The following is an 892-nucleotide window of genomic DNA, read 5'->3' on the forward strand; positions in this document are numbered from 1 at the left end:
CCACACTATGTGATATATATACAGAGTGACTGCTTTTTCTATAATATTCCACATTCTTTCAGATTTTTCACCTTAAAATTATATTCTTAAAAGGATGGACTTCAAGTCCAGGGTTTTTCTCCCAAATTTGGGACAATAAAACTATATTTTCTTTGCTTAATAACTTTATCAGTTTTACGTTATTTGTTGTTATTGCGTACTGAAAAACATCTGTAGCATCTGCTCTTTTCTTTAGCAGTAATTTTACTATATTAAAATGTCTATTTATTGCTGCAAGATATATCGCTGATTCTCCTTTATTGTTTAAAATATCTACTTCAACTCCCTCTTCTAAAATCTCTTCTAGGAACTCCTCATATCCTTTTTTTGCAGCTAAATGAAGTAAACTGTTTTTATCTTCTCCATATTTACTACTCATTAAAATTTCCACTATATCTTGTTTATTCCTTTCTCTTGCATAACAAAATGGTGTTTTGCCTTTATCATCTCTAATCAAAGGATCTATATCTTCTCGCGTTAGTAAAACCTCTATTGTTTTAAGTCTTTCAGCATAATGTAATGGTGTTTTATTTTCATAATCTTGTAAGTTATAGCACTTCTCATAATAGTCCAAAAAAGGTAAGATATGGATTTATAGTAGTGATGGTAAGCATGCCAGCAGCATATAGTTATGACTTAAGGAAAAAGGTAATGGAAGCATTGGATGAAGGAGAGAGTGGAGAAACTGTTGCCAAGAGATTTAAGATTGGAAAAACAACTTTATATGAGTGGAAGAAAAGACGTGAGAAAACGGGAGATTTTCAATCAAAAAAGCTTGGAAGCGTGGCATAAAATTACCGACTGGAATGCATTTGCCGAATTTGCAAATGAGCAAGGTGGCAAAACTCAGTCA

2 pseudogenes are annotated in these 892 nt (G+C 32.2%); one reads left to right on the forward strand and one right to left on the reverse strand.

The features are described 5' to 3' along the window. Positions 1 to 133 precede the first annotated feature (133 nt). A pseudogene (locus ACJ5GX_RS00385) lies at positions 134 to 589 on the reverse strand (ankyrin repeat domain-containing protein); the annotation flags it as partial. Positions 590 to 651: 62 nt separating this feature from the next. Between ACJ5GX_RS00385 and ACJ5GX_RS00390 the strand changes: the two are divergent. Beyond that, positions 652 to 892 (forward strand): annotated as a pseudogene (locus tag ACJ5GX_RS00390) (IS630 transposase-related protein); the annotation flags it as partial.

The sequence above is a fragment of the Wolbachia endosymbiont of Tuta absoluta genome (assembly GCF_059414725.1).